Source organism: Alienimonas sp. DA493 (assembly GCF_043951915.1).
Classification (GTDB): domain Bacteria; phylum Planctomycetota; class Planctomycetia; order Planctomycetales; family Planctomycetaceae; genus Alienimonas.
In genome coordinates this window covers 40,013-62,070 of record NZ_JBINJD010000012.1, presented here as the reverse complement: position 1 = coordinate 62,070, position 22,058 = coordinate 40,013, and the positions used below count along the sequence as shown (strand labels likewise).

Here is a 22,058-nt window from a genome sequence, read left to right as displayed (position 1 = left end):
GCCGTCGCCGCGGTTGGTGGAGAGTTCCCGCTCCCGCTGGTCGCCGTGCTGCTCGGTGTGGTCTGGGGCCGGGGCGGCGTCCGCGGCGGGGGCGGCGTGCACCGCCCGGGCCTCGGTCAGGTGCCAGAGGTTGCCGACGAACTGCTTGCTGTCCCGTTCGAGTCGGAAGATCGCCCGGGTGACCTGCTCGCCCACGCGGTCCCACATCTCGTTGAATGCCTTGCGGCCCTCCCGCTTGTACTCCGTCTTGGGGTCCTTCTGGGCGTAGCTGGACAGGCCGATGCCGCTGCGGACCTGGTCCATGTGGTACAGGTGATCCTTCCAGGCGCCGTCGAGCACCTCGAGGATCAGCAGGCGTTCGGCGTGGGCCAGCTCGGGGCGGTAGCGCTCCTCGTAGGGTTTGAGGAGGACCTGCCGGGCGCGGGCCTTGGGCAGCGTGGCGATCTGCGTCGCCTCCAGGCCGGCTTCGAACTCCTGGTTGGCCCAGTCGATCAGCGGTTTGAGGTCTTCGGGTCGCTCCGCCTTGCGGGTGCGGTCCGGGCTGTCGAGGCGGGGCATCGGGTCGACGCCGCGGCCGCCGTAGACGCGATCGAGGGTGTCGTCCACCTTCTCCGCGACCTCGCCGTTGACGAAGTAGCCGCGGGAGGCGTCCGCCAGCAGGCCGACCAGTTCGTTTTTGGGGCTGTTCTCCACCGCCGCGGGGTCGAGCGGCTTCTCGAACCGGCCGCTGGCCCAGCGGGCCAGGCCGAGACGGTCGCCGCCGCCGCTGCCGTCCTGCAGGAAGCGGGTCAGGCCGACGGTGACGGGGAACATCACCTCCTTGTCCTTGTACATCGCGTCGAGGCGTTTCATCACCTCGGCCTTCACCTCCTCCGGGTTGTCCAGCTCGGCGAACTCCGCCGGGTCGACCCGCAGGGCGAACTGCTGGGCGAGGAAGTGGACGAGGCTGATCCGCGGGTAGTCCTCCCGCAGGACCTCTTCCAACACCCCGGCGACGGTCCGCTGCGGCGGCACGGGCATGCCGCGGTCGTCGCGCTGGACGACGTTCCGCATCTTTTTGTCCTGGGCGAGGCTGTCCTCGACCTCCTGCCCCAGCTCGCTGCGGTCGATCGCCTGGTGGGCCCGCTCGCGGAGGTAGTCCTCCACCTCGTTGGGGCCGATCTTTTTCAGCTCGCGGTCGTTGGTGTTCAGCCCGAACCGGCCGTTCGCCCAACGGGAGAGCGCCAGCCAGTTGTAGGTCTCGGTGATCGTGCCGTCCTCGTTTTCCAGGACGGACACGTTCTCCGCGACGTTCTCCGCGATGGAGGCGTCGGCCTGCTCCAGGGCCTCGTCCCGGAGGATGACCATCAGCTGTTCGAGGGTGGAGCCCTCGATCTTGTCCGGGTCGACGTCCAGCCCGAAGGCGTTGTGGGCGATCTCCGAGACCGTCCGCCACGGGTAGAGGCGGTCGTAGAAGTGATCGACGCGGCGATCGACCTGCCGGCGGATCATCTCGTGGATGATGTCCCGGCAGTTGGCGCCCTCCAGGATGTCCTGCCGGAAGCGGTAGACCTGCTTCCGCTGGTCGTCCATCACCTCGTCGTATTCGAGGAGGTTCTTCCGCTGGTCGAAGTGGCGTTCCTCGACCTTCTTCTGGGCCCCCTCGATCCGACGGGAGACCATCTTGGATTCGATGAATTCTCCCTCCTTCATCCCGGCCATATCCAACGCCCGTTGGACGAATTCGCCGGCGAAGACCCGCATCAGGCGGTCTTCGAGGGAGACGTAGAACCGCGAGGAGCCCGGATCGCCCTGCCGGCCGGCCCGGCCGCGGAGCTGGTTGTCGATCCGACGGCTGTCGTGCCGTTCGGTGCCGATCACGTGGAGGCCGCCGGCGGCGCGGATCTCCTCGGCCTCGGCCTTCATCCCCTCGCGCTCGGAGATCTCGGCGGTGAGGGCGTCCCATTCGCCCTTGGGCACGTCGAGGCGGCTCTCGTGCGTGCGGCGGAGCTCCTCCCAGGCGGCGTAGTCCGGGTTGCCGCCGAGGATGATGTCGGTGCCGCGGCCGGCCATGTTGGTGGCGATCGTGACCGCCCCCTTGCGGCCGGCCTGGGCGATCAATTCGCTCTCGCGTTCGATCTGTTTGGCGTTGAGCACCTCGTGCTTCACGCCCCGCTTGTTCAGCTTGTTGGAGACCTTCTCGGAGGCCTCGATGCTGGTCGTGCCGATGAGGACCGGGCGGCCCTTTTTATGCTCTTCCAGCACTTCGTCGGCGACGGCGTCCCACTTCTCCTTCTCGGTCCGGCAGACGAGGTCCGGGAAGTTCTGCCGCTGGAGCGGGCGGTTCGTCGGGACGGCGACGACGTCCAGGTTATAAATCTTGAGAAATTCGTCCGCCTCGGTCATCGCCGTGCCGGTCATGCCGGACAGCTTGCCGTACAGCTTGAAGAAGTTCTGGAGCGTGACCGTGGCGTAGGTCTGCGTCTCCGGCTTGATCTTCACCCCTTCCTTCGCCTCGACCGCCTGGTGCAGGCCGTCGGACCACTGGCGGCCCTCCATCGGGCGGCCGGTGTTCTCGTCGACGATAATCACCTGACCGTTGCGGACCATATATTGGTCGTCGCGCTTATACAGGTGGTGGGCCTTCAGGGCGTTGTCGATGAAGTGCGGCCACTCCATATTGCCGGCCGTATAGAACGACTCGACGCCCGCCAATTCCTCTGCCCGCCGCACGCCGGACTCGGTCAGGTGGCAGGTGCGCTCCTTCTCCTTGATCTCGAAGTCCTGTCCGGCCTTGAGCTGGCGGGCGATGCGGTCGGCGACGGGGTAGCGGGAGACGTCGTCGTGGGCCGGGCCGCTGATGATCAGCGGGGTGCGGGCCTCGTCGATGAGAATGTTGTCGATCTCGTCGACGATCGCGTAATCCAGCGGACCCTGCACCTGGAGGTCCAGGCGGGGCTTCATATTGTCCCGCAGGTAGTCGAAGCCGAACTCGTTGCTGGTCCCGTAGGTGATGTCGCAGGCGTACTGCTTCTGGCGCTCCGCCGGCTGCATGCCGGCCTGGATCGCCCCCACCGTCAGGCCCAGGGCACTGTGGATCGGACCGATCCACTCCATGTCGCGTTTGGCGAGGTAGTCGTTGACGGTGACGACGTGCACGTGCCCGGCCAGCGCGTTGAGGAACGCCGGGCAGGAGGACACGAGGGTTTTGCCCTCGCCGGTGGTCATCTCGGCGATCATCCCCTGGTGGAGGATGGCGCCGCCGATCATCTGGACGTCGTAGTGCCGCATCTTGGCGACGCGCTTGGACGCCTCCCGCACCCGGGCGAAGGCCTCGGGGAGCAGGTCGTCGAGGGTTTCGCCCTGCTTCAGCCGCTGGCGGAAGTCCGCGGCGGTGTTCTTGAGCTGCTCGTCGGAGAGCTTTTCCAGCTCCGGTTCGAGCTTGTTGATTTTGTCCAGCGTGGAGCCGGGCACGACGGTCGTGGAGCCGTCTTTACCGCGGACGAAGCCGAGCTGCCGCACGCGGCGCTCGTTGCTGGAGCCGAACAGCTTGGTGATCGCGTTGGTGATGCTGCCGGTGGCAGCCTCGAACACGTCGCCGATGCGGTCGAGTTGTTCCATCGTGGGGGCCGGTCGTCGGCCCGCGGGGCCGGTTGGGGGTTGTTCCGGCGGACGGACCGCGGGGGCCGGTTCGGGGAACCGGGCGGGCCGTGCCGGATTTGACGCAAGTTCCGAAACCGTCCAACCTTATTGGGGGTCGGCGGGGGGGTCAACGTGAACCTGCGTCCGCCGGTTCACGCGGTCGCATTCCCAAACACGCCCCCCGCCCTGTACCGCCCCGCCGACGACCCGCTGTACCAGCCCGGCCCGGCTCCGACCGCGGCGGACGCCCCGCCGGGGGCGGCCGTCGCCCCGGACGTCCGCCGCCCCGCGGACCGGCTCCCCCCCGGACAGACCCGGACGAAGAAGTGGCCCGTGCTGCACGCGGCCGACGTCCCGCCCCTCACGAAAGAAACGTGGTCGCTGACGGTCGAACGCCCCGGCGCCGCACCGCGGACGCTCGACTGGGACGCCTTCGCCGCCCTGCCCCGCGTCGAGGTGTTCGCGGACTTCCACTGCGTGACCCGCTGGAGCCGGCTGGGCACGACGTGGAGCGGGGTAAGCACGCGGATGATCGCCGCCCTCGCCGGCTGGCCGGTCCCAGATGACCCCGCCGAGGCGACCGGCTACGTAATCGCCGGCGGGGCCGACGAGGTCGGTTCCGGCCGGACCTGGTCGACGAACCTGCCGCTGGCGGACTTTTTGTCGCCCCACGCGCTGCTGTGCGACACGGTCGACGGCGTGCCGCTGCCGGCGGACCACGGGGCGCCGGTGAGGCTGATCGTGCCGCACCTGTACGCCTGGAAGAGCGCCAAGTGGCTCGTCTCCCTGCGGCTGAGCGACCGCGACGAGCCCGGTTACTGGGAACGCCTCGGCTACGCCGATCGGGGCGACCCGTGGTTGCAGGACGAAACGAACCCGGACGGCGAACGCTTCCGCGACGCCGCCGGCCGCCGCCCTGACGAGGCCGGCGACGAAGCGATGATGATCTGATGAAGGCCGCCAGCGTCGGTTGAGTGCCCTGCGGCCGGCGCTCACCCTGCAGCGATGCTGCCCGTCCTCGCCTTCGCCCTGCTCTCCCCCCCGCTGCCGGTCGGCCCTGCATTCGAGGAGGTCGCCACGTTCCAGGCCCCGGAAGCCCACCAGGCCGTCGCCGTGGACGCGGACTGCTTCTACGCGATCGGCAACCGCGTGATCGCCAAGTACGACAAACGCACCGGCGAGCGGCTGGCGACGGTCGAGGCGAGCGCCGACCTGCCGCTGATCCACATGAACGGCGGGGTCGTGCAAGGGGGAGAGTTGATCGTGTCCCACTCGAACTTTCCCTTCACGCCGATGACGGGGTCGGTGGAACGGTTCGCAACCGGGGCGTTTCCGCGACAAACCGCACTGACGCATCTCGAATCGTACAGCCTCGGTCTGACGGACGGGTCGCTCACCTCCTCGCTCCCCTTTCTGCGCGAACCGTTCAGCCCTGTCGGGCCGAGGGCGGCAACCGTCTACACCTTCGCCCATTATGAACTGCCGTTGATCCCCGGCTACGAGTCCGGGGTGGAACGGACCCGCATTGAGGTGCGGCCGAACGACGGAGACGCCCCCGCGGGCTTCGTTCTGCCGGAGTCGCTCCTCCGTCGCCTCCGCCCGCACTCCGTCAGCGGGGCGAGCTTCGACGTCGAAGGCCGGCTGTGGCTCTCCGGCCACGACCTGCCGGAGCTGTACCGCGTCGCCTTCCCGCGCGTCGGCAGCGAGATGGTCCTCGAAGCGGCCCACCCCGCCCTGATCGCCGGTCAGGGCATCGCGTGGGACCCCAGCGAACCCGGCGTGCTGTGGGGGACCCGGCGGCGCGAGGGGCTCGTCGTGAAGATGCGTCTCAAACAGACGCCGTAACGCCGAGGCCCCGCGGGGCCTCGGCGTTACGCTCACCGCACCGGCGCCTCCGCGGCGACGACGGGCAGCTTCCAGTTGGCGATCGAGGTGCCCTCGGTCTTCAGGTTCGCGCAGAGGGCGTACAGCCGGCGGGCCGCGGGGCCGGGTTCGGCGTCGGCCGGGCCGTTCATCACGGTGAACAGGTTCCGCAGGAAGTACGGCGGCGTCGCCTGATAGAACAGCCGGGCCCGCACGGTGCAGGTCGCCGGGTCGACGCCGTCGGGGACGCTCATCTCGTAGCGGGTCACGTCCGCCCCGTCGCCGGCGGTGAAGTCGGCGTCCTGCGAGGCCAGCGGCCCCGGTCGGGTCGCGGCGAGGTACGGGCCGTCGAGGTCCGGCGAGGGGCCGTCGTGCGTCCAGCCGCGAGGCAGCAGGCGATTGTCCTTCACCGTCTCGCAGCCGTGCACGAAGCTGGTCGTGAACCGGCCGGCGTGGTTCTTCAACAGCGTTTCGTAGATCTGCACCTGCGACGGATCGCGGACCACCCGGTGATGGGGCTGGTATTGCTGGACGCCGGCGGCGTCCTCGGCGAAGAACTCTGTGGGCAGCGGCTCGCCGGCGGCGTCGACCAGCGTGCCGGTTGCGTCCGTGGCCCCGCTGATCCAGACGACTTCGCCGTCGGCGTCGACCAGCGACACTTCCAGGAACGCCCGCCGGAAACCCACGCCCGTCGGGAAGCGGTGCCCGGCGAGGTTTTCGACCCGCACCGTCGCCGTCACGGCGCCGTCGCCCGGTTCGGCCGTCACCGTGAGCCGGGCCGTCTTGGAGGCGGCGGTCTGCACCATGCCCGCAATCGCGTTGGGCAGGTCGTTCGTGCCGCCGGTCATGAAGTCCGTCTTGCGGACCCCCAGCACGTCGTCGTGCTGGTTCATCATCTCCAGGAGGAACACGTTCAACCCGCTGAAGTCGTGCCGGCGGTAGCCCTCGCGGACGGGGATCGTCAAATCGGCGTGCGGGGCGAGGTTCTCCGCGTCCGGGTAGGTGACGTCCTGCACCACGGCCACGCGGGAGCGGGTTTTCGGACCGTCCGGCGTGCCGTCGGCCGTGTCGCTCATGTGGCACTCCTGGCAGCTCCGCCCCGTCGGGTTCTTCAAGCCGTCGGGGCCCTCGAACTCCGTCTGGAACTCGCTGTTGAGCCATTCCAGGTAGGTTGCCTGCTCCACGTGGTGATGGAACCCGCGGAAGCTTGGCGTGCTGTCGACCGCCGCGAGGCTGCCGTCGTGCTCGTGGCCGGGCCCGCCGTGGGCGTCCAACGGCATGTCGACGTTCGGCAGGCTGACGACGTGACAGGTGCCGCACATCCGGCTGTCGGTCAGGTAGTCGCTGGTCTTCGGCTTCAGCCCGGTGGCGTGGTGCATCACGTAGGGGCGGAGCGAATCGTCCCGGTCCGGTGCGGCGATCTCGCCCGGCGGACCGAAGACCGCGTTGCCGGTGGTGTTTTCGTCGAGGTAGTGCCGCAGGTCGCTGCGGTCGTCCCCGGCCGGCTGCTCCCGCGGGACCATCCGGTGGCAGACCAAACAACTCACTCCGTCCCGGGCGAGGGCGCCGTAGCGGTCCTCGCCGAGGCCGATGTGGGCGTCCGCCGCGGCGGTGGCGGCGTGGCCCTCCAGGGTGAAGCGGGCGTCGGGGCCGCCGTCGTCTTGGAAGGCGTGCTGGCCCATCGCCCCGTGGCACCGCAGGCAGGCGTCCTGCAGGTCCCGGGCGAGGGCTTTGGCCTGCTCCGCGGGGAATTCCCGCTTCACGATCGCCAGCTCGGTTTCGAGCTGGGCGAGGAAGATCGGATCGCGGCCGGCGAGCCCCATCGGCGTCCAACGCCACTCGCCAAAGGGCGACTGGTGCAGGCCGTCGGCGCCGTACTCGGCCCGGTCCGGGTCGTCCTTCGCCCCCAGCGGGAGGAACATCGTCGGACCGAACGGCGCCGTCAGGCCGGCGTGACAGCCCATGCATTGGTTCGACGTCGCCCAACGCTTCGCCGGCCCGTCGCCCTCCGCCGGGGCCAGCGGGGCCCAGTCGTGCGTCACGCCGGGCAGGCGGGCGCAGTCGCCCAGTTCCGCGTTCGGCAGCGGGCCGAACCGGGCGAGGAACGCCGCATCGACGGAGCGTTCCGGCCGGTCGCACACCCCCGGCCGGGTGCAGCCGGGGTGGGAGCCGTGGCCGTCGGCGGCGCCCTCGGCCTCGGCGTCGGCCGCCTTGCCGTTGGCGATCCAGGTGCCGAGGGCCGCCAGCAGGGCGTCGTTGGCGGTGACCGCCGGCTCCGCCTCCGCGGTCGCCTCCTCCCGCCAGCTGTCGTCCACGCGGAACAGCAGCGGCTCGCCGGGGAAGCCCTCGACGTTCCGCAGCGAGGCGAACAGGAACTCGTTGTCGCGGCTCGCCGGGTCGTCGACGCCGGGGCTCTGCGTCGCCCCGTGACACCGGGTGCAGTAGTGCCCGAAGCCGCTGACGGGGTGCTCGTTGGTCGCGTGATTGTCCGCCGGCGGCGTATCCGGAACGGGGTTGCTCCAGAACCAGCCGTCGCGGGACCCGTTCGAGTCCTTCACCATCACGGTCCAGCTTTGCAGGCTGGCCCGCAGTTCCTCCTCCGTCTTGCCGGCGTGGCGGGCGGCGGGGGCGTCGTACTGCTCCTTGACGACCATCGCCCCGTCCGGCAGGGCCCCGACGCGGCCGGCCTTCAGCCACTCGATCACCTCCGGGCTGTACCAGACGCGCACCGCCGGGTGCGTGCCGTAGTACTTGCCGTTCAGGTACGGCCCGGTGTCGCGGACGACGCCGTCCTGCTCCCACCCCAGTGCGACGTAGGTGCGGTCGTTGAGAAAGGGGAACAGGATCGCCTCGTACGCCGCGACGGAGCCGGTCGAGGGCAGCGGCAACCCGGCGGGCCGCCCGTGCGGGGCGGCGCCCGGCGCCGGGGGAGCGGCGTCGCGGCCGCGGTCGGCCGGGTCGGCGCCGCGGACGGCCGCGGTTCCCGCGACGATCAGCAGCGCCGCGCCCGCCGCCAGGACGCAAGCGGAGCCGGGGCGGAACGAAAGACGCGGCACGGGGGCGGGCTCGAACGAGGACGATTCGCCATCTTATCGGCAGAACCGCGCCGTCCCTCCCAATCCGATCCCGCGGGTCGGAAAGGTTGCCTAGCTCTGCTGGCAGGCGGCGTCGTCGCCGCCCATCGGGGCCTTCTGCTCGGTGATCACCGGGCACTGCGGGGACATTTCCGCGTTCAGCTCGGTGAAGGCGTTCCACTCCTCGGGGAGGTTGTCCTCGTGGAAGATCGCCTCGACGGGGCACTCCGGCACGCAGGCCTCGCAGTCGATGCACTCATCCGGATGGATGTAGAGCATGCTCTCCCCCTCGTAGAAGCACTCCACCGGGCACACGACCACGCAGTCGGTGTATTTGCAGTTGAAGCAGGGCTCGGCGACGACGTGCGTCATAGGGATATGGGGGACCGACAAGCGGCCTCGGCAGCGGATCAAAGAGGGGACGCTGTTCTAGTCGGCACGCGCGGCCCCTTCAACCCGCACAGATTTCGCAGGCTCCGCGCGCCCGGGACCGCGATCCGTTGTCCGGCCCGTCGCGGCGGTCGTAGACTTTGGGGGCGGGCACGGATCCGGCCCCGCCGATAGGGCCGCTTTCCCTTCGACCACACGCGACGCCGCCCCCCGCCGGGCGACGCGCCGTCCCAGCCCCACCCCGCCGATGGCCCTCACCGACGTCGATCGCGGCCTGCTGACCCGCTGTCTGCGGCAGACGCCCGGCGCGTGGGAGGAGTTCGTCAGTCGGTTCGGAGGCCTGCTGGTGCACGTGGTGCGGCACACCGCCGCGGCCCGCAGCGTGCCGCTGTCGAAGGACGTGGAAGAGGACGTCGTCGCCGACGTGATGCTGGAGTTGCTCGCCGACGACTGCGCCGCCCTGCGGCGGTTCGAGGGCCGCAGCAGCCTGGCGAGCTATCTGACCGTAATCGCCCGCCGCACCGCGGTGCGGGAGCTGGCCGAACGCCGGGCCGCCGCCGCGATGGGGCATGTCGAGGGCCACGCCCCGCCCGGGGTGAAGCCGGCGCCCGCCAAGGCAGCCGCCCCCGCCGCGGACGGCCGCATCGCCGATCGGGAGCAGGTCGAACGGCTGTTGGCCGCCCTGCCCGACCGCGACGCGGAGATCGTCCGCCGCTACCACCTGCAGGGCGAAAGTTACCGGGAGATCGCCGCCGGGATGAACGTCCCGGAGAACTCCATCGGCCCCGCACTTTCGCGCGCCCGGCAGAAGCTGCGCGACCTGGGTCTGTAGAAGAAACGGCGAAGATCCGGAGCCCCGACGGGCGCGACCGGACGTTTCGGCACATCCGCCGGGCCCGAAGGGCGCGCCGCTTGCCGCGGACCAACGCCCCGCGGCAGACGGACGGCTAGGTTTACCGGCTGCCGCGTTCGCCCCCCGTTCCCCGGCCCCCGCCGTGTCGCTCGCTCGCCCCGCCCCGGTCGTCCTCGCACTGCTGTGCGGCCTTCTCGCCCCGGGTCCGCTCGCGGGCCAGAGCCCGCTCGCCGCGCCGGAGCCGGCCGCCGAACGCGCCGCCCCGGGCGGGCGGCCGCCGGCCGGGTTCTCCGTTCGCACCTACACCGACGAGGCGGGCGACCACAAATACAGCGTGTACGTGCCCCGCACGCCCCCGCCGCCGGAGGGCTACCCGATCGTGCTGTTCCTGCACGGGGCGTACGAACGCGGGACCGACGGCCTCCGGCAGACGACCGTCGGCCTCGGCCCGATCGTGCGGGAGGACCCGGACTTCCCCGCCGTGGTGGTGTTTCCCCAGGTCGAGGATTCCGACGGCCGCATCCTGCCCGCCTGGAACCCGGACCGGCCGGACGGCGAGCGGGCGCTGGAGATTCTCGAGGAGGTCGAGAACGCCCTGCCGATCGACCCGGCCCACCGGGTCCTCGCCGGCTGGAGCATGGGCGGCTACGGGGTGCTCGGCCAGTTGGCGCAGGGCGATCCGCTGCGGTGGTCGGCGGCGGTGTCGGTGGCCAGCGGACGGTCGATCGGGTTGGATGTCGAGGCGCTCGCCGCGGCCTCCCGGGTCACGCCGCTCTGGATCGTCGCCGGCGCCCAGGACCGCTACGTGCCGTTCATCGAGACGGAGGAGACGGTCCGTGAAATCCGCGAGGCCGGCGGCCGGGTGCGGTTCACGCAGGTGCGGAACGCCGGCCACGACGTGTGGAAGACGGCGTTCTCCTCCGACCGCTTCGCCGCGATCCTGCGCAATCCCCGGGTGGTGGCCCCGCGGGCCGCGAACGGGGCGCCGGGCGAAGTGGACGAGGGCCTCGTCGAACCGCCTGAGGAGCAGTTGCCGGACGAGGACGAGCTCGACCGCTCCGAGGCCGTCGCCGCTTCGCCGGAAGAGTTCGAACCGGAGCTGATCCTCGAACGCGGCGCCTTCGTGCGGGCGGACAACGCCCTGTTGGAGAAGCTCGTGCGGCAGTACGCCCGCTCCCTGCCGGCGGACGCCCTCACCGGCACGATCCCGGACCAGAACATCACCCGGGAGGCGCTGGGTCACAAAATCCACGTGTTTTTCAGCGGCATCCGCTATTCCGGGCGGGTCGTCGACGCGTCGCTGGTCGGCCGGGCCGGCAACTACGTGACGGGCCGGGTGGAGGTCGTAGACGCCAGCATCACGGTGCAGCGAATCTTCATGCGAGCCCCGCTGGGCCACCGCGGCTTCGCCGGTCCGATCGCCGTGCGGGCCGGCGTGCGGCGGCCGCTCGTCCTGGAGGTCGACATCCGCCCCTCGGTGGTGAACGGGGAGTTGCAGCTCACCGCGCTGCGCACCCGGTTCGCCCTGCCGCCGGACGACTACTACGTCTGCGGTCCGGGCTGCGTGGACGAGGACGGGCTGTTCCTGACGGAATCGAAGCTCGCCAAGACGCTGGTCGAGGGGCTCTACGACGCCCGCACCCAGGGGGAGCAGGCCGTGCACGATGCGGTGCCGGAGTTCCTCCAAAACGCCGGCTCAAACGTCTCGCTGGGCGACCCCGGCGGACTGACCGGCGAACTGTTGCCGCTCCCTCTGGTCGAGCCGTCCATTCAGGTGAGGCTCGCCGGGGTGCAGGCCGACGAGAAGGGGCTGAACGCGATCTTCGATCTGGCGTTCGGCGCCCCGGCCGATCATCCGCCGCACCCGCCGCGGCGGGCCGACGGCGGCGTCACCTTCGACTTGGCGACCGGCGCCGGCAAACCGGAGGGGTTGGCCGTGGGCGTCTCCGCCAGTCTGGTGCGGGTGCTCTCCGACCAGTTGGTCGAGGAGGGCGTGCCGCGGATCGACGCCCGCGACGTGCCCGGCAACCCGCTGGCGAGCCTCCATCAGCGGGAGAACCTCCTCCGGATCGTCCCCGGTCTGAACCGGCCCGAATACGCCGACCACGAACTGCGGGCCCGGCTGACGCTCGTCGGCCCGATCGCCGCGATCGGGGGGGATTCCCGGGAGAACGCGCTGGTGCGGATGGAGTCCGACGCGGTCGAACTGACGATCGACCACCGCCCTGACGGCGGGGACCGGGACGGCGGCGCCTGGCAGCGGGCCGGCGTGGTGCGACTCGCCCTGCGGCAGCCGATCCGGGCCACGGTGCGTCGCAACGGCTCCTACCGCAACTTCCTCGCCGTGGCCGAGGGGGAAGACGCCGGCATCGCCGCGCTGGACGCCCGCGCCCTCGTCGGGGACCGCATCGACGGCGACCTCGCCGCCCGCCTCGTCCGCGAGGGTTGGGACAACTGGCTGGACGACGAAGGCCCCTTCAGCGGCCCGCTGCAGGACTTCGACGTGCCCGGCGCCGCCCTGCGGATCGAGGAATTGAACTCTCGCGGCCCCGCCTCCGGCGCCACCGATGGCCTGGTGATCGCCGAATTCATCGTGCCGGACACGACCCTGGAGAACCGCTCCGAACTCACGCTGACCTACCGGGTGCGCGAGGAGCCGAACGGCCCGTGGGGCGGACCGTTCACCCTCGCCCCCGGCGAGATTCACACCTACAAGGTGCGGGAACCGCTGCGGTTCGAGCAGCTCGGCGCCGCCTCGACCGTCGAGGCGACCCGCACGCTGGAGGTCGGGCAGGCGTACCAGTTCCACGTCCCGGTCGGGGCCGTCTACCCGACGCTGGACGCGGCGCGCGATTTGGCGGAGGAACTGTCGCTGTACCAAAAAGACCCGCGACCGTGGCGGCAGCGCGCCCCGATCGCGGGTCGAGAGTTTCCGACGCTGACGACGGCCCCCCCGGCGGCGGATCGCCCGGGGACGGCCGTCCGGCGGACGGAACGGACGGCCCGGGGCCCCCTGCGGAGCCCCGCGGCCGTGCGGAGCCTCACTCCGTATCCGTCTCCAGCCCGAAACTGACCCACAGCCCGCCGTGCTCGTCCGGCACGAAGTAGCTGGCGGAGACGCCGAGGTACTTCTGGATGGCGTCGAACGGCGGGAGGGCGTCGGCGATCTCGTTCATCGCCTCGGCGGTGCTGGGATCGGGCACCGTGCCGGTCAGCTGGCCGGAGCGGAACAGGTCGTAGTAGACCTCCGCCTGTCCCCGCTGATCGGAGAAGGAGAGGATCGAGACCTCCGCCGGCATCTTGCCGAGCGCCTCGGCGAAGGCGGGGGCCTCGGCCAGCGGTTCGTCGGCCGGGCCGCGGAGGGCGGCTTCCAACCGGGCCACGTCGGTCGTCAGCAGCAGGGACTCGCCGCTGACGGCCATCGCGATCGCGCTGCCGTCGGCCGGGTTGCTGCCCTCGTAGATCGGCGTGCCGCGGAAGTCGCGGCTCTTCAGCATCCCGCCGGAGGCGTCCAGCGCCTGGTCCAGCAGTTCGGAGACCCGCCGGGCGTCGCTCAGGCCGAGGGCGAAGATCACCGGCTGAACCGGCGGCTGGGCGGCTTCGTCGCCGTCGTCGTCGAAGGAGTCGGCGCCGTCCAGCGCCTCGGCGAGGTTCGTCACCGGGTAGCCGACGATCTCGACCCGCCCGGTGAAGGAGTCCACGACGTCCTGCTTGATGTCCACCGGCAGCGTCTCGGACCGCTGGGCGACGGCCCGGTCGAACTCGCCGGGGCCGACCATGCTGTCGTAGGTGGTCCGCACGGCGTCGTAGGCGGCGGCCAGGTCCCAGTTGAAGGCGCTGTAGCTGGAGGCGTCCGCCCCGGCCCACGCGGGCGGGGTCAGGCGGGCCGGCGGGAACTTGAACACGCCCAACGCCCGGTCGGTGCGGTCCGCGTACAGCACGACCTTGCCGACGCTGGCGTACTCCTCGGTGGCGAGATCCATGCTGCCGCCGATCGCCTTAAATTCGTCCAGCCCCAGCACGGGCAGGTAGCTGAGGGCCATCTGCACCGGCAGACCGCCCTGCCCGCTGCCGAGCACGGCGCTGCGGACGGAGCCGATGACGTCCGCGTACCACACCAGCACCGGCTCCCGGTCGTCGGTGCGGGTGCGGTCGGCGATATAGCGGAACACCTCGTTGTCGGCGAAGGTGCTGTCGTGCGTGCCGTCCCAACGGACCAGGATCGCCTCCAGCGCCGCCGGATCGCTGGCGACGACCAGGTGGGTGTCCTTGCGGAAGTAGGCGAACTGCTGCGGCTCCGGCGGGTCGGCCTCGGCGTCGAAGTCCTCGGCGAACTCGTCGACTTCTTCCTCGGGGGCCGTCCAGACGATCATCGGCGTGCCCTCGAAGCTCTCCTCGGCGCTGGTCAGGCCGTTCTCCTCCAGGGCGTCCTCCGCCTGATCGATCAGCTTGAGGACGGTCTCCTCGCTGTCGCCGTAGTCCAGCAGGCCGACGACGGCGACCTCCCGCGGGGCGGTCTGCACGACGGCGAAGGTGACCTCGCCGGTGGGAACCTGCAGCAGTTCGTCTAGGGTGATGCCGAGGCGTTCGCGGAGGGCCTCGCCGCCCTCCTCCAACTTCTCGCCGAGCATCTCCCGCAGATCGGCCAGCGCCGGATCGGTGAACAGGCCGGCGGACCGCGTGGCGTTGAACCGCTCCTTGGCGGCGGTCACGTCCGGCACGGTAACGAAACCGTAGGTCATCGGCGGCAGCCGCTTGGCGGCCGGCACCGCATCGGCCGCTACGACGGGCGCGGGCGCCAGCAACGCCGCGACCGCGGCGCATGAGGCGAGAAGGGGGAGTCGACGCATTGGGGAGTTCTGAATGGGAACGGGGAGCCGGGCAATCTACGGAGCCTGTCCGCCGGCGCCACCCGATACCCCCCGGCGCCGCCGCAGGTTTCGCCGCGGCGCCACTCCCCCCGAGATCGGCCCCCGCCGCCCGCGGTGCGACGTGCCGACGCTCACCCCGCCCGGGCGACGGCGTCGCCCTCCGTCGGGACGGACGTCGGCGCCCCCAGGGGGGCCCGTTCCGTCGGCGTGACGCCGCGCACCGGCTCGTCGGTTCGCTCCGACTCGGGCGCCGCGGGGGTCCGCAGACGCAGCGCCCGGACCTGGGCCTGCCGGCTGTAGTCGATCGATTCGCCCAGAATCCGCATCGCCTCCTGATCGGCGTGGAAGCCCTTGGAGTTTTCGCTGCTGATAAAGTCCAGCCGCCACATCGCCTTCCGCTGCAGGGCGAAGATCGGGGCCAACTCCTCGTCGGTCGCCCCCGCCGCCTGGGCTTCCTCGATGGCGTCGAGCATGTCCGTCATCGCGACGGCGGCCCGCTCCATCTGGGCCGTCGTGCGGTCCTGGATCGCGGCCACCCGGTCTCGCAGTTCCTGTTCGGGCACGTTGTGGCAGGTCTGGCAGGCCCGATTGAGGTTCAGCAGCGGGCTGCGGACCCAGTGACTGCTGACCTTCATCGCCCCCTGCCGTTCGTAGGGCATGTGGCAGTCCGCGCAGCTCACCCCGCTGCGGGCGTGGATCCCCTGGCTCCACAATTCGAACTCCGGATGCTGAGCCTTGAGCACCGGCGCCCCGGTTTCGCCGTGGGCGTAGTCGTAGAACGGGCCGCCGTCGGGGAACTCGGTGTCGTCCCAGAACCGTTCGATCTGCTCCGCCTTCAGCCCGTTGCCCCAGGGGAAGGTGAGGGACATCTTGTCGCCGCAGTAGTACTCCACGTGGCACTGCCCGCAGACGAAGCTCCGCATCTCCTGCCGGGTGGCGTCGAGGTTGGGGTCGTACGGCTCGGCCCGGTTCCCTTCCCGCCAGCGTTCGACGCTGGGCAGATGGGGGACGGGTTCGTCGCTCTCGGCGAGGGCGGCGATCCCCAGCACGAAGCCGGGCCGCGTGACCCGCACCCGCATCGACTCTGGGTCGTGGCAGTCCACGCAGCTGACCGGGTGGGCCTCGCCCGGCTGGTGGGGGTCGCCGTCGCCGCCCGCCGGGGCCGGGGGTAGCTCGGCGACGTTCGCCGGCGTGGGCGTCTCGGTGGTGGAGCCGCCGGGGAACATCGGCCGGTTCTCCCCCGGCGTGCCGTCGGGGGTGCGGAGCAGTTCCTCGTGCATCTCGTCGTAGAACAGCGTGCTGGAGGTGCGGAAGCCGGCCATCACCGCGGGCCAGTCGAAGTCCGCGGCCAGGCGTTCCGGCGTCGGCTCCTCGCCCCGCTCCTCCTGCCCGAGCCGGCGGTAGGTCGGCACGACGGAGGCGTGACAGTGCAGACAGGCGCCGGACTGCGTGCGCTTCGTGACCCGTTCCGTGACCTCCTGATCGAAAAGCATGTAGGCGTGCCCGCGGGCCTCCCGGTAGTCGAGGCTGAAGGCGTAGCCGGCGTAGAGCCGCCGCAGCCAGGGGTGCTTCTCCAGCTTGCTGGCGGGCATGGCGCTGGAGCCGCCGTACTCGGTCTCCGCCGAATCGACGCTGCGGCGGTAGCTGTCGAACTGGTGGGGCCAGTTCGCCCCCCAGGGGACCGGGTCCGTGCTGGTCTCGTTGACCTCGACCACCCGCACGAACGGCGTGCGGGCCTCCTGTTTGTGCTGGAAGATCGACACCAGCAGCGCCGCCACGCCGACCGTCGCCAGCAGGGCGGCGCCCGTCACCGCGGCCAGCAACGGGAACCGACGACGCGGCGAAGCGTCGCCGGGGGACGCGGGCGGGGGCGTCGGGGACGGGGCGTCGGCGGGCATGGGTCTGAGCGGCGAGGCGGGGGAGCGGGGTTCCGGCGGGAGCCGCGAGGAGAGCTCAGCGGGCGGGAATCAGTGGAAGGCGTGACCGGCGTCGCGGTGGCAGTGCACGCAGGAGAGCGTCTCCCCGCCCGCATCGGCGGGGAGCATCTGGTGGACGGTGTCGGCGTGGCAGTCCATGCAGGCCCGCTGCGTCACCCGGCGGTTCCGCGGCTTGATCTGGATGGGCTCGTGGAAGTTCTCCAGCGTGAACGCCCAGGAGTGAAAGAAGCCGTTGTCCGCCTTCACCACCCACTTCCCCACCGGATCGTGCGGCAGGTGACAGTCGTTGCAGACCGCGACGTGTCGGTGGGCGGAGTGTTGCCAGGAATCGTGGTGCCCCTGCATGACGTGGCAGTTCACGCACGCCTCCGGATCGTTGCTGAGGTAGCTGGCCCCTTGCCCGTAGCCGAACGTGAACGTCCCCAGCCCGCCGAAGACCCCCAGCAGCGCGGCGAACAGCAGCGAGACCCGGCTCACGCCCGCAAACCCGCCCCGCCGCAACACGGGGGGGCGGGGGGAGGACGCCGCGGGCATCGGACACGGGAGGCAGGCTCAGAGCGAAACCGACCGGGAGCCGCCCGGCCGCCTCGATCCTAAATCGTGCCGATCGTCGCGCAAACCGGCCGCACCGGACGGATTCCCGCGCCGGGACCGCGGCGTCGCTTCCCCGGGCCGCTCCGCGGTTCAATTCGGGAAACGGTCGCCCAGCAGTTCCCGCTGCAAGGCGGTGAGCCCCGCGCAGCCGGCGGCGGCCAGATCCAGCAGTTCGTCCAGCACGGCCCGGGGGAACGGTTCGCCCTCGGCGGTGCCCTGCACCTCGATGAAGTCGCCCGGCGTGTCGCCCTCCGGCGAGGTCGTGCCGCCGGTCATCACCACGTTCAGGTCGACCGCGGCCCGGCTGTCCTCGGCGTAGTCCAGGTCCAGCACGCAGCCCTCCGAGGTCACGCCGACGCTGACCGCCGCGATCGAACGCTTCAACACCTGCACCCCCGGCCGGCCGTTGCCCTGTCCGTTGGAACCGGCGCGGTCGAGGTTCAGGCTGGCGACCGCGTCGGCCAGGGCGATGAACCCGCCGGTGATCGCCAGCGTGCGGGTGCCGCCGTCGGCCTGCATCACGTCGCAATCGACGGTGATGGTGCGGTTGCCCAGCGCGGCGAAGTCCACCGCGGCCCGCAGGCTGCGGCCGATCAGGCGTTGAATCTCCGTCGCCCGGCCGTCGGTCCCCCGCTTCTTGCGGCCCGGGGTGCTGCCGGGGTGCATGGCGTACTCGGCCGTCAGCCAGCCCTTGGAGCGGGCCGGGTCCTCCCGGTTCTCCCGCCACGGGGGGACGCCGTCGGTCACGGAGGCGGTGCACAGCAGCACGGTGTCGCCGGCGGCGATCAGCACGCTGCCGGCCGCGGCGCTGGGAAACGGCCGTTGGACGGTCAGTTCGCGCAGCTGGCCGGGTTCGCGGCCGGAGGGACGGGGCACGGGAGAGCTTCGGTGCGGGGAGACGGAGCGGAGCCGAGGAGCGCGGGAGTGTCCGGCGCCCGCCGCCGCGACCGCAACCCGCCCGATCGACGCGCGGCCTCCCCGCGGGGACGCCGGAACGAAGCGGTCGCGGTCGGTATGCTCCGCGGCCCCGTTCCCCCGCCGTCCCCGAACCGCTCGCCGCCATGCGTGTCTCGCCCCCGCCCCGCCCCCTCTCGCTGCTGCCCGGCGCCGCCCTCGCCGCGTTCGTCGGCCTCGGTCTGCTGACGACGGGGTGCATCCGGGACTACGAAGACCCGAACGCCCCGGAGTTCACCGCCGACGACGAGGCCGAGGCCGAGGCGAACCCGGCCCCCGCCGACGACGCAACGAACATGGAGCCGTTCCGCGTGGAGTTCGTCACCACCGAGGGCCCGTTCGTCGTCGAGGCCCGGCCGGAATGGGCCCCGCTGGGCGCCGCCCGTTTCAAGACGTTGGTGGAGGAAGGCTTCTTCGACGGCGCCGCGTTCTTCCGGGTGATCCCCGGTTTCGTGGCCCAGTTCGGCATCGCCGCCGACCCGGCGGACAGCGCCCGCTGGCGGGGCACGGACCTGCAGGACGAACCGGTGAAGGCCAGCAACACGGCCGGCACGCTCAGCTTCGCCAAAAGCGGGCCGAACACCCGCACCACGCAGATGTTCATCAACCTGGCGGATAACTCCGCCAGCCTGGACCCGCAGGGGTTCAGCCCGTTCGCGGAGATCGTCTCCGGAGGCGACGTGCCGTCGAAGTTCCACGCCGAGGAGGTCCAGGCCCAGCACGTGATCGAAGCCCGCGGCGCCGAATACCTGGAGGAGAACTATCCGGAGCTGGACACCATCACCAGCGCCCGCATCGTCCCCCGCTCCGAGTGGGCCGACGACGCCGACGCGGGAACCGAGTCCCCAGCGGAGACCGGCGACGAAGACGGCGACGCCGACCTCTCCGCCCTCGCCGGCCCGGAGGCGGACGAGCCCGCCATGGAAGAGCCGGCCCCCACCGAAGAGCCCACGCCCGAACCGGCCCCCGCGGACGCCCCGGCCCCGGCCGACGAACCGGCCTCCGAGGCCCCGCCGGCCGAGGAGATGACCGAGGAGCCCGCCCCCGCGGACGAGTCGGCGCCGGAGCCCGCCTCGACCGAGGAGCCCGCCGGCGAGGAACCGGCCGGCGAGGAACCCGACAGCGAGGAGCCCGCTGCGGAAGGCTCCTCCGAGGAACCGGCGATGGCCGACCCGCCGTCGGATCCGGAGCCGGAGACGGAACCGGAACCGGAACCGGAACCCGAGTCTGAGCCGGAGCCCGAGTCGGAAGAGGAAGAGTCGGAGGAGCCGGCCGCCTGACCGCGGAGCGAACGTCGCGCCGCCCGCCCCGCCTCAGCCTTCGACGGGGCGGGCGGGGACCTCGCGGGTTTGGAGGAACAGGGCCTTCTTCTCGCCCGGGAGGGTGAAGTCGAACCCGCAACTGGCGAAGAACGCTTCGCTGCTGGTCACGGCCATCACCTCCAGCACGTTCCGCTGCCGGGCCAGAGCCACGCAGCGGGCCACCAGCGCCTTGCCGACTCCTTTGCCGCGGCAGGAGTCGGCCACGGCGAGGCTGCGAACCTCGGCCAGCTTGGAGGAGTAGATCTCCAGCGCTGCGAAGCCCACCACCTGCCCGTCGGGGGGCTCCGGAGCGTCGCTCGAGGGGTCGATCGCCACGAAGCCGGTGGGGACCAACTCCTCGAGTTCGTCCATCGTCCGCTCCAGCAGACGGCCGGTGGCGACGAACGGGCGGATGAAGGCGTGCACCGCCGGCACGTCGCTCGGGACGGCCGGCCGCACCAGCGTGGGGGGGCTCGGAACGAGCACGGAGCCGACGGCGGTCGCGTCGGCGGCGGACGGGGGGGAAGCGGCCATGGCGGAGTCTACCGCTGCCGCCCCCCGCCGTTCAGCCCGTCGCCCCGTTCAGCCCGGCGGCCGACGATCGGCCGGGGCGACGGGCACCGCCCCCGGAGCCGACCGCCGGGCGGCCAGCACCGCCGGGGTCGAGCGGGCGAGGGCGGCCCGGGTCCGCACGGCCAATCGCTGCCCCGCCCCCAGTCCGTAGGTCTCGGGACAGTATTGCCCCGCGGTCGCCGGGTGGGGGGCATGACCGGGCCGGGACAGATCGAGGGGCGGCATGACGGGGCGAACGGGCAGGGAGAAACGCGGGGACAGACCCTTCGGTCGGCACGCCGACCGCCCCGCATGCATCGGCCGATTCCGTGCGACTGTTTGCCGCGACCGGCGTCGGTCGGCACAGTCCCCGCCGCCGGTCGTTCCCCTTCCCTCGCCCCAACCGCCGCCCGCATGTTCGGTCTCTTCACGCCCCGCCCGCCGCTGGAAGTGCAGGAACAGGCGTGGGTCGAGCGGCACCTGAACGTGCTGGCCGGTCGGCTGGGACCGGAACGACTCGGCCTGAACGGCGGCGAGCCGGTCGAGCAACTCCTGCCGTCCCGGGAACTCGCCGGCTTCGACGGGTCCGCGGAGAAGACGGCCCAACTGTTCGCCCGGTTCGCCGCCCACCTCGGCATCGATCCGGACGGCGTCACGGTGGAATGGTTCGACGGAGATCGGCGAACCGACCCGAACCAACTGCACGTCGTGGGGGGGCAGTCGCGGCCATGGGGGCTCTGGAGCCTCGGGGACGGCCAGACGCCGACCGTCTCCCTCAATCGGGAACTCACTTCGGAACCGACGAACCTCGCCGCGACTGTCGCCCATGAACTCTGCCATCAGATCCTGTTGGGCGAATCGCTCCGCGGAGAGCGCTTCATGAGCTTGACGGACGCTCTGGAAGAAACGCTCCGCCCCCCATCCGACCGCGAGGCGTCCGGTTCTCCACTGGACGATCCGGATGAGGAACCCCGCACCGACCTGACCTGTGCCGCGTTGGGGTTGGGCCTGTTCGTGGCGAACGCCACGGTTCAGGAACAGCGGATCCCCGCGACGGCGGCGGGCACGTTCGGCCACTGGTGGCAGATTGGCCGCAGCGGATACCTCACCAGCCGGGAACTCGGTTACGCCCTCGCCCTGCTCTGGCACGTCCGGCAGGAACGGGACGGTTCGACCGGCGATCCGCCCTGGATCGGCGAACTCCGCGGCGACGCGGCCGCGGCGGTCACCGGCGGGCTGAAGTACCTCCGCAAAGTCGGCGACGCCCGCTTCAGCGCGGCGTCGCTCCGTGACTCCTCCCCGCCGACGGAGGCCGGCGTGCGGGAAGACCTGCACCACAAACGCCCCGCCCGCCGTTTGGCGGCCGTGTGGGACGCAGCGCAACTCCGGGACCGGGAGTCCCGGACTCCCGCGGTGGAGTCAGAGACTCTTTCCGCGCTCCTCGAAACGCTCCGCGACCGGGAGCCGGCCGTGCGGGCGGCGGCGGCGGAGGCGATCGGGCGCCTCTGCCCCGACGCGGCGACGGACCGCGACGCCTGGGACCGCTGCCTGGTCGGACTGATCGCGGCGACGGACGACCCGCTGGCCGCGGTGCGGGCGGCGGCGCTGCGGGGGTTGGCGGCGGCACCGGACCTCGCCCGGGCGGAGGCGGCCCGGGAGGAGTTGGACCGGGTGGCGCTCGCCGGCCTGGGGGCTCGCACGCCGGCGGTGCGATCCGCGGCGGCGGCGATCGCCGTGCGGCTGCCCCCCGTCGAAGCGGAGTCCGGCGGGCTGTCCGAGCCGCCCTTCGCCCCCGCCGTGCTCAAGGCGCTGGTCGGGGCGCTGGTGCGGTGCGACGACCGCGAGGCCGCCGAGCACGTCGCCACGCTCCGGGAACTGCACCCGGACCCGGCGGCGTTCGCCGAGGAGCGGGTGGACGACGACGAACTGCTCTCCCGCGTGCTGGACGCCCTCGGCGTCGCCCCGCTCGCGGAACCGGAACCGGAACCGATGGGAGTCGCTCAGTAGGGCCGCGGTCCGCCGACGGACTCGGCTCATACCAGCCCGGA

The 22,058-nt window shown here is 71.6% G+C and carries 15 protein-coding genes; 6 read left to right on the top strand and 9 right to left on the bottom strand.

What is annotated here, in order from left to right; all coding sequences use genetic code 11:
- Positions 1 to 3,600 (bottom strand): preprotein translocase subunit SecA (gene secA, locus ACG2DA_RS03310; protein ID WP_395254044.1); only part of this gene is annotated, 3,600 nt, incomplete at its 3' end.
- Positions 3,601 to 3,753: 153 nt separating this feature from the next.
- Here secA and ACG2DA_RS03305 point away from each other — a divergent pair.
- Positions 3,754 to 4,572 (top strand): molybdopterin-dependent oxidoreductase, encoded by an 819-nt coding sequence (locus ACG2DA_RS03305; RefSeq protein ID WP_395254043.1) that lies wholly within the window; start codon positions 3,754 to 3,756, stop codon positions 4,570 to 4,572.
- A 54-nt stretch (positions 4,573 to 4,626) separates the two neighbouring features.
- Entirely contained in the window at positions 4,627 to 5,466 is an 840-nt protein-coding gene (locus ACG2DA_RS03300; RefSeq protein ID WP_395254042.1) for a hypothetical protein, read from the top strand.
- 32 nt (positions 5,467 to 5,498) lie between these two features.
- Here ACG2DA_RS03300 and ACG2DA_RS03295 read toward each other — a convergent pair whose 3' ends face one another.
- Both ACG2DA_RS03295 and ACG2DA_RS03290 read right to left on the bottom strand, forming a co-directional pair.
- Positions 5,499 to 8,540, bottom strand: a complete 3,042-nt coding sequence (locus ACG2DA_RS03295; protein WP_395254041.1) for a cytochrome P460 family protein — start codon at positions 8,538 to 8,540, stop codon at positions 5,499 to 5,501.
- Positions 8,541 to 8,630: 90 nt separating this feature from the next.
- Positions 8,631 to 8,930: a ferredoxin family protein gene (locus tag ACG2DA_RS03290; RefSeq protein WP_395254040.1), complete on the bottom strand. Its 300-nt coding sequence runs from the start codon at positions 8,928 to 8,930 to the stop codon at positions 8,631 to 8,633.
- A 265-nt stretch (positions 8,931 to 9,195) separates the two neighbouring features.
- Between ACG2DA_RS03290 and ACG2DA_RS03285 the strand changes: the two genes are divergently transcribed.
- Together ACG2DA_RS03285 and ACG2DA_RS03280 are read left to right on the top strand one after the other, a co-directional pair.
- Positions 9,196 to 9,780, top strand: coding sequence for an RNA polymerase sigma factor (locus ACG2DA_RS03285; RefSeq protein ID WP_395254039.1), 585 nt, complete (start codon positions 9,196 to 9,198; stop codon positions 9,778 to 9,780).
- A 163-nt stretch (positions 9,781 to 9,943) separates the two neighbouring features.
- Complete coding sequence (locus tag ACG2DA_RS03280; RefSeq protein WP_395254038.1) at positions 9,944 to 12,874, top strand: hypothetical protein; 2,931 nt, start codon at positions 9,944 to 9,946, stop codon at positions 12,872 to 12,874.
- On the opposite strand, the gene ACG2DA_RS03275 is transcribed toward ACG2DA_RS03280, so the two are convergent.
- The 4 genes from ACG2DA_RS03275 to rph form a co-directional block, all read right to left on the bottom strand.
- Entirely contained in the window at positions 12,843 to 14,651 is a 1,809-nt protein-coding gene (locus ACG2DA_RS03275) for a hypothetical protein (RefSeq protein ID WP_395254037.1), read from the bottom strand. The genes ACG2DA_RS03280 and ACG2DA_RS03275 overlap by 32 nt on opposite strands.
- Positions 14,652 to 14,803: 152 nt before the next feature.
- Complete coding sequence (locus ACG2DA_RS03270) at positions 14,804 to 16,570, bottom strand: ammonia-forming cytochrome c nitrite reductase subunit c552 (protein WP_395254036.1); 1,767 nt, start codon at positions 16,568 to 16,570, stop codon at positions 14,804 to 14,806.
- A 69-nt stretch (positions 16,571 to 16,639) separates the two neighbouring features.
- Entirely contained in the window at positions 16,640 to 17,143 is a 504-nt protein-coding gene (nrfH, locus tag ACG2DA_RS03265; RefSeq protein WP_395254035.1) for a cytochrome c nitrite reductase small subunit, read from the bottom strand.
- A 150-nt stretch (positions 17,144 to 17,293) separates the two neighbouring features.
- Positions 17,294 to 18,079, bottom strand: coding sequence for a ribonuclease PH (rph, locus tag ACG2DA_RS03260; protein WP_395254034.1), 786 nt, complete (start codon positions 18,077 to 18,079; stop codon positions 17,294 to 17,296).
- A gap of 185 nt (positions 18,080 to 18,264) precedes the next feature.
- Between rph and ACG2DA_RS03255 the strand changes: the two genes are divergently transcribed.
- Entirely contained in the window at positions 18,265 to 19,437 is a 1,173-nt protein-coding gene (locus ACG2DA_RS03255) for a peptidylprolyl isomerase (protein WP_395254033.1), read from the top strand.
- A 33-nt stretch (positions 19,438 to 19,470) separates the two neighbouring features.
- Here ACG2DA_RS03255 and ACG2DA_RS03250 read toward each other — a convergent pair whose 3' ends face one another.
- A complete protein-coding gene (locus tag ACG2DA_RS03250) occupies positions 19,471 to 19,992 on the bottom strand; it encodes a GNAT family N-acetyltransferase (protein WP_395254032.1) in 522 nt (173 codons plus the stop codon).
- A gap of 48 nt (positions 19,993 to 20,040) precedes the next feature.
- The gene (locus tag ACG2DA_RS03245) at positions 20,041 to 20,256 is read right to left on the bottom strand and encodes a hypothetical protein (RefSeq protein WP_395254031.1); all 216 of its coding nucleotides are present in this window, start codon (positions 20,254 to 20,256) and stop codon (positions 20,041 to 20,043) included.
- A gap of 168 nt (positions 20,257 to 20,424) precedes the next feature.
- Between ACG2DA_RS03245 and ACG2DA_RS03240 the strand changes: the two genes are divergently transcribed.
- Complete coding sequence (locus ACG2DA_RS03240) at positions 20,425 to 22,017, top strand: hypothetical protein (protein ID WP_395254030.1); 1,593 nt, start codon at positions 20,425 to 20,427, stop codon at positions 22,015 to 22,017.
- The last annotated feature ends 41 nt before the right edge of the window (positions 22,018 to 22,058 follow it).

What these genes read in the sequence shown, in the direction of transcription:
- ACG2DA_RS03300 (WP_395254042.1), top strand. Translation starts at nt 4,627, where the DNA reads ATGCTGCCCGTCCTCGCCTTCGCCCTGCTCTCCCCCCCGCTGCCGGTC.
- ACG2DA_RS03290 (WP_395254040.1), bottom strand. Translation starts at nt 8,930, where the DNA reads ATGACGCACGTCGTCGCCGAGCCCTGCTTCAACTGCAAATACACCGAC.
- ACG2DA_RS03285 (WP_395254039.1), top strand. Translation starts at nt 9,196, where the DNA reads ATGGCCCTCACCGACGTCGATCGCGGCCTGCTGACCCGCTGTCTGCGG.
- ACG2DA_RS03275 (WP_395254037.1), bottom strand. Translation starts at nt 14,651, where the DNA reads ATGCGTCGACTCCCCCTTCTCGCCTCATGCGCCGCGGTCGCGGCGTTG.
- ACG2DA_RS03270 (WP_395254036.1), bottom strand. Translation starts at nt 16,570, where the DNA reads ATGCCCGCCGACGCCCCGTCCCCGACGCCCCCGCCCGCGTCCCCCGGC.
- nrfH (WP_395254035.1), bottom strand. Translation starts at nt 17,143, where the DNA reads ATGCCCGCGGCGTCCTCCCCCCGCCCCCCCGTGTTGCGGCGGGGCGGG.
- ACG2DA_RS03255 (WP_395254033.1), top strand. Translation starts at nt 18,265, where the DNA reads ATGCGTGTCTCGCCCCCGCCCCGCCCCCTCTCGCTGCTGCCCGGCGCC.
- ACG2DA_RS03250 (WP_395254032.1), bottom strand. Translation starts at nt 19,992, where the DNA reads ATGGCCGCTTCCCCCCCGTCCGCCGCCGACGCGACCGCCGTCGGCTCC.
- ACG2DA_RS03245 (WP_395254031.1), bottom strand. Translation starts at nt 20,256, where the DNA reads ATGCCGCCCCTCGATCTGTCCCGGCCCGGTCATGCCCCCCACCCGGCG.
- ACG2DA_RS03240 (WP_395254030.1), top strand. Translation starts at nt 20,425, where the DNA reads ATGTTCGGTCTCTTCACGCCCCGCCCGCCGCTGGAAGTGCAGGAACAG.